The organism is Mesorhizobium sp. M4B.F.Ca.ET.017.02.2.1, assembly GCF_003998955.1.
GTDB lineage: Bacteria > Pseudomonadota > Alphaproteobacteria > Rhizobiales > Rhizobiaceae > Mesorhizobium > Mesorhizobium abyssinicae.
The window spans coordinates 1-6,598 of sequence record NZ_RZOF01000348.1 but is presented as its reverse complement, the minus strand read 5'-3'; the positions used below and the strand labels follow the sequence as shown (position 1 = coordinate 6,598).

At 64.1% G+C, this 6,598-nt stretch carries 5 protein-coding genes; 4 read left to right on the top strand and 1 reads right to left on the bottom strand.

Annotated elements, in window-relative coordinates; genetic code table 11:
• Positions 1-115 precede the first annotated feature (115 nt).
• From EN738_RS28645 to EN738_RS28630, 4 genes are read left to right on the top strand one after another with little or no spacing between them, the layout of a single operon-like run.
• Entirely contained in the window at positions 116-577 is a 462-nt protein-coding gene (locus EN738_RS28645) for a DUF559 domain-containing protein (RefSeq protein WP_245494799.1), read from the top strand.
• Complete coding sequence (locus EN738_RS28640; protein ID WP_127286591.1) at positions 574-3,144, top strand: FAD-dependent oxidoreductase; 2,571 nt, start codon at positions 574-576, stop codon at positions 3,142-3,144. Before EN738_RS28645 ends, EN738_RS28640 begins: the two co-directional genes overlap by 4 nt.
• Positions 3,145-3,158: 14 nt before the next feature.
• Complete coding sequence (locus tag EN738_RS28635; RefSeq protein WP_127286590.1) at positions 3,159-4,748, top strand: glycosyltransferase family 39 protein; 1,590 nt, start codon at positions 3,159-3,161, stop codon at positions 4,746-4,748.
• A 19-nt stretch (positions 4,749-4,767) separates the two neighbouring features.
• Positions 4,768-6,120, top strand: coding sequence for a Xaa-Pro peptidase family protein (locus EN738_RS28630; protein ID WP_127286589.1), 1,353 nt, complete (start codon positions 4,768-4,770; stop codon positions 6,118-6,120).
• A 1-nt stretch (position 6,121) separates the two neighbouring features.
• Here the strand turns inward: EN738_RS28630 and EN738_RS28625 are convergent.
• Positions 6,122-6,598, bottom strand: a 477-nt coding sequence (locus EN738_RS28625) for a PhnD/SsuA/transferrin family substrate-binding protein (protein ID WP_145966959.1), incomplete at its 5' end; no start/stop codon positions are given.

Sequence of the window (6,598 nt, the reverse complement as noted above, 5' to 3'; positions counted from 1 at the left end):
GCCCGACACCTCTCCCCCGATCGACGGGGGCGAGGAAAGGCGCGAGGCGATTCCAGCCGGCTCCCTTCCTCTCCCTCCGGAGGGGGGAGAGGTGGCGCCGCGAAGCGGCGACGGAGTGGGGGAAGGCGCTTCTCAAACGCGAAGCCGCCGCAAACAAGGCACCACCAAGCGAGCAAGAAACCTGCGTCAAGCAGGCAATCAGGCCGAAGCATTGCTTTGGCTCGAACTGAAGGGTCGCAAGCTTGGCGGCTACCGCTTCCCGCGCCAGTTTTCCATCGGCCCCTTTTTTGCGGACTTCGCATGCCGCGAAAATTGGCTCGTCGTGGAAATCGACGGCCACCAGCATGCAGACAGTTCATATGACCGCCGCCGCGACGAGTTCATGCGCGCCCAAGGTTATTCGATCCTGCGCGTTTGGAACCATGACGTCCTGAAACATCGCACTTCCGTCTGTGAAACCATCCTTGCCACGCTTGATGGCAGGCTAACCGAAAACATCGCGGTATCCGATCTCCGCTTTGTCTTCACGCCTCGCTCACTCGATTCAAACTCTTCAAACACGGACCTATCTGTATGAAATCTCATGTCAAAGCGGTTGTCATTGGCGGCGGCGTCGTCGGCTGCTCGGTGCTCTACCATCTGGCCAAGGCCGGCTGGACCGACATTATGCTGATCGAGCGTTCGGAATTGACCTCAGGCTCCTCCTGGCATGCCGCGGGCGGCTTTCACACGCTGAACGGCGACCCCAACGTCGCCAAGCTGCAGGCCTATACGGTGCAGCTCTATAAGGAGATCGAGGAGATTTCCGGCCAGTCGTGCTCGCTGCATCTCACCGGCGGCGTGATGATGGCCGACACGCCGGAGCGCATGGACTTTCTGCGCCTTGCCCACGCCAAGGGCCGCTATCTCGGCATGGACACCGAGCTGATCACGCCGTCGGAAGCCAAGGCGATGTTCCCGCTGATGGACGAGAAGAATTTCGTCGGCGCCATGTGGGACCCGGTCGAAGGCCATCTCGACCCCTCCGGCACCACCATCGCCTATTCCAAGGCGGCGAAAAAGCTCGGCGCTGAGATCGTACTGCGCAACCGCGTCGTCGACCTGACGCAGCAGCCGGACGGCACCTGGAACGTCGTTACCGAGCAGGGCACGGTTCACGCCGAGCATGTCGTCAACTGCGGTGGCCTGTGGGCGCGCGAGATCGGGCGCATGGTCGGTGTCGAGCTGCCGGTGCTGGCGATGGAGCATATGTACCTGCTCACCGAGCCGATGCCGGAGGTCGAGGAATTCAACAAGTCGACCGGTCGCGAGATGATCGGCGTGCTCGATTTCAAGGGCGAGATCTACACCCGTCAGGAGCGCAACGGCATCCTGCTCGGCACCTATGAAAAGGCCTGCAAGCCGTGGTCGCCGGTCAACACGCCCTGGGATTTCGGCCATGAGCTCCTGCAGCCCGACATCGACCGTATCGCGCCGTCGCTGGAGATCGGCTTCAAGCATTTCCCCGGCATCGAGAAGGCCGGCATCAAGCAGATCATCAACGGCCCCTTCACCTTCGCGCTCGACGGCAATCCGCTGGTTGGCCCAGTGCAGGGCCTGACCAATTTCTGGTGCGCCTGCGCCGTCATGGCCGGCTTCAGCCAAGGCGGCGGCGTCGGCCTCGCGCTGTCCAACTGGATGGTGCATGGCGATCCCGGCTTCGACGTCTGGGGCATGGATGTCGCCCGCTTCGGCGAATGGGCCGGCCTGCGCTACACCAACGCCAAGGTGCGCGAGAACTATTCGCGCCGCTTCTCGATCCGCTTCCCCAACGAGGAACTGCCGGCCGCTCGCCCGGCGCAGACGACGCCTCTCTACGACACCATGCTCGCCAACAACGCGGTCATGGGCGACTCGTGGGGTCTGGAGACCCCGCTATGGTTCGCACCGAAGGGCACCGAACCGAAGGACATCGTCTCCTTCCACCGCTCCAACGATTTCGGCCCGATCGGCGAGGAAGTGCGCGCCACGCGCGAGAAGGTCGGCGTCACCGAGATCGCCAACTTCGCCAAATACGAAGTCTCCGGACCAGCAGCCGAGGAATTCCTCAACCGGCTGATGACCAACCGCATGCCGAAGGTTGGCCGCATCGTGCTGACCCCGATGGTCAACGAGTTCGGCAAGCTGATCGGCGACTTCACCATCGCCAAGTCGGGTGAGGACCGGTTCATGATCTGGGGCTCGTCCGCCGCGCAGAAATACCACATGCGCTGGTTCGAGAAACACCTGCCGAAGGACGGTTCGGTGCGCATCCACCGTTTCGACCAGACGCTGGTCGGCCTGTCGATCGCCGGGCCGAAATCCCGCGACCTGCTGCAGAAGCTGGTCGATGTCGATGTCTCGACCAAGGCCTTCCGCTTCATGGATTTCCGCGAGATGGCGGTCGGCGGCGCGCCCTGCATGGTCAACCGCATCACCTATACCGGCGACCTAGGCTACGAGATCTGGATGGCGCCCGCCTATCAGCGCCTCGTCTATAAGGCGATCAAGGAAGCCGGCGAGGAATTCGGCCTCGTCGACTTCGGCATGCGCGCGCTTCTGTCGATGCGCCTGGAAAAGAATTTCCCGACCTGGTTCCGCGAATTGCGCCCGATCTACGGTCCGTTCGAGGGCTCGATGGACCGCTTCATCAAGCTGGAGAAGAACGACTTCATCGGCCGTGAGGCGTCCGCCAAGGAGCACGCCGAAGGCCCGAAGTTGCGCCGCGTCTCCTTCATCGTCGATGCAGCCGACGCCGATGTGATGGGCGACGAGCCGATCTGGGCCAAGGTCAGCAAGGACTACGGCACCGTGGAAAAGCCGCATGGCTATGGCGCGCCGCGCTTCGACACCAAGGGCAAGGAAGTGCGCGGTTCGCAGGCTGCCGAAGGCGCCTCCGCAGTGCGCGGCATCGCCGATGGCGACTGGCGCGTGGTCGGCTGGGTCACTTCGGGCGGCTATGCGCACTACGTCCAAAAGTCGATGGCGCAGGGCTATGTGCCGGCGGCGTTGGCCGAGGACGAAAGCGCCGGCCTGTTTGAGATCGAGATCCTCGGCCACCGCCGTCCGGCCCGCATCAATGTCGAGCCGCCCTTCGACCCGAGCGGCGAGAAGATGCGCACGTAAAAGGGCGACAGCGCGTGCCGGATCGTGTAGTTGGCGTTTCGACCAAGCACGGTTCGACCGGCCGCTATCGGAAGACGACGTCCTTGCAGCATCTAGAGAAATGGACCGACTGGCTTTGCGACGACAAGGCCGGTCCATTCAACGCCGCGCTCGCCTTTGCCGTCACATACTGCCTTGTCCAGGTCGTGGTGATGACGCTGTCGTCGCACTGGGCAGGCACTGGCGTCGGCGTCGATGAATCCGAGCAATTGATGGTGATGCGAGTCCTGGCGGCTGGCTACGGCAGCTCGCAGCCACCGCTCTACACGTGGCTTGCCCACCTGTCGGCCTCGCTGGTCGGAACCAGCATCCTCGCCCTCAAGATCGTGAAATACGGTCTGCTGGCCGGAGGCCTCACAGCATACTTCACCGCGGTACGCCGGCTCGGCTTCTCGAATCGTGCTGCCGCTGCCGCCATGTTCGGCCTGCTTCTGTTTCCACAGATCATCTGGGAAATGCAGCATGCCCTCACCCACTCGGTCGCCATATTCTGCTTTTCGTCGGTGCTGTTCCTGGCCCTGGTCGAGCTGCTGAAACGGCGATCCCTCGCCGCCTATGTGCTGTTCGGCCTGGCAACGGCCGCGGCGATGCTGTCGAAATACAACAATGTCATCTTTCTCGCCGCGCTGCTCCTGGCGGCGCTGTCGCTGCGCGAAACGCGCGCGGCGATCTTCGACCGCCGCTTCCCGATCAGCGTGGTGGTGGCCATGCTTGCCTGTCTCCCGACATTCCACTGGAGCCTCGCGCATCTCGAAGACTTGCTGTTGCACAGCGACGGCTTCGGCGTTGCCGAGGGTGGCAGCGCGGCGGCGACGGCATCGCTCGGCGTGTTCGGGTTGGGCAAGGCGATACTCAACTTCGCCGGGCTTCCGATCGCCGTCTTCGCCGTTGCGTTTTTGGTGGCAATCAGGAGACCCACGCCATCGTCAGAGCCTTGGCCCTGGCCCGAAAAGCTGCTCTGGCGCGCGATTGCTTTTGCTCTGCTGATTACGCTGGCGGTGGTGCTGGCGGGCGGCGTGACGCAATTTCGCGATCGTTGGATGCTTCCGGTTTTCGTTCTGCTGCCCGCTGCCCTTGCCATGCGTCTGGATGCCATGGGCGACAGGGGCAGGAAGACGCAAGCCACGATTGTCTTCGCCGGCGCCGTCCTCGCCATCCTGGTGCTGCCGGTAAGCTGGTACATGCAGGTGTACGGTGGAGACAGTCGCGGGCGCATCGTGCGGATGGACTATCATTCGCTGTACGGCCAGCTCATGTCCGAAGGGTCGGTCCGCACGGTGATATCCAGCTGGTTCTGGGCCGGCAATTTGCGTCTTGTCGATTCCGATCTCGTCGTGCTCGACGACGAGATACCCGATTTTGCCGCGTCGATCCGCGAACCAGCCGTGCTTGTCCTGGCGGCTGACGACGGCGAGCCGAATTCGATCATTTTCGACAGGATCGCCAAGGCCGGCTACACGATAGACACCATCCATCGGCAGGTTGCGGTACCTCAGTTGCTCGGCGGCACCCCTGCGACCCGCCAACTCACCATTACCAGGCTTCACAAGATCACGGCGCCGTAGCGCGCTTCGGAGGGACCGCATGGAGACACAACGCTTCGGCCGCCATCGCAAGATCATGCCGTTCGAACCGGAAGCGGCCGGCTCCGTTGAAGCGCTGCGTGAAGCCTCCCGCCAGAAGGCGGCCTCGCTCAACCAGCATGTGCTGGGCTACGGCGCGCAGGCCGAGGCCGAATGGCAGGCGGCCGGCATCGCCGCTCCCGACCTTGCCGCCATGCGCAAATACCGGCTCGACCGCATCCGCTCCGAATTGAAGCGCCGCGGCTATGCCGGCGCCCTGCTCTACGACCCCGTCAACATCCGCTACGCCACCGACTCGACCAATATGCAGCTCTGGGTCGCGCACAATCCGACCCGCCATTGCTTCGTTGCCGCCGAAGGGCCGGTGGTGCTGTTCGACTATTTTTCCTGCGAGCACCTGTCCGATCATTCCGGTGTCGTCGACGAGGTGCGACCCTCGGTGTCGTGGATGTATCTCTACAGCGGCGAGCTGACGCCGTTGAAGGTCCGCCGCTGGGCCGCAGGCATCGCGGATCTGGTGGCGCAACATGGCGGCGGCAACCGCCGCATCGCCGTCGACCACATCAACCCGGAGGGCGCCGAGGAGCTTGCCCGCCTCGGCGTCAGCATCGGCAATGGCGAGGCGGTGATGGAGAGCGCGCGGCTGATCAAATCGCCGGACGAGATCCTCGCCATGCGCCGTTCGATCGTCGCCTGCGAGGCGGCGATGGGCGAGATGGAACGGGCGCTGGAGCCAGGCATTTCCGAAAACGAGCTGTGGGCGGAGCTGCATCGCGGCAACATCGCGCGCGGCGGCGAATGGATCGAGACCAGGCTGCTGTCTTCTGGGCCGCGTACCAATCCCTGGTTCCAGGAATGCTCGTCGCGCGTCGTCGAGGCCGGCGATCTCGTCGCTTTCGACACCGACCTGATCGGCCCGTATGGCTTCTGCGCCGACCTCTCGCGCACCTGGCTCTGCGGCGACGGCAAACCCTCGAACGAGCAGCGCGATCTTTTCCGCATCGCCGCCGACCAGATCGCCCACAACACCGAACTGATGCGCCCGGGCATCTCCTTCCGCGAGCTTGTCGAGCGCGCCGCGGTGCCGCCCGGCGACTGTTTCCCGACCCGCTACGGCGTGCTCTACCACGGCGTCGGCCTGGCGGACGAATATCCGACGCTGCCGCATGCCAGCGACTGGACCGAGGATACGCCGGACGGCGTGCTCGAAGCCGGCATGGTGCTGTGCGTCGAAAGCTATATCGGCCGGCTGGGCGGACGCGAGGGCGTCAAGATCGAGGAGCAGATCCTCATCACCGAGACCGGCAACCAGCAGCTCTCGAGCTATCCGCTCGACGAGCGGTTGCTTGGCTGAGTCACTCGAGGCCCTCGATCGCTAGGCGCAACGCCGCTACCGTCTCTGGCGGAGTGGCGCGGGCGGTGATGAACGGCAGGCCCTTGCGCCGTCTCGTCCAGCCGACGACCTTCACGTGCCTTGCCGCCGGCTCGAAGCGATTGGCCAGAGCCCAGCTCTCGCAGTCGATCGCCGCGACATCGGCCCTGCCCTCGGCAATGGCGACGATCGATGAACGGTGGCCGCCGCTCTGTATCTGCGAAGCAAAAATGTCGAGGCTTTCGCCCATCGCGTCCAGGTCGCGCGTCAGCCCGAGCAGGCCGGACATGGAGTCCGGATTGTTGAAGGCGAAGCGCTTGCCGCGGATGAGATCGAGCGGGATCGAGGCGCTGCCATCGACCGGCGATGCGACTGACTGCCCGCCATCGGCCGGCATGACGATGGCGCTGGAATAGAGCTCGCCCTGCCCGCCCTCGACGGCATCGTAGCTCGGCTGGCC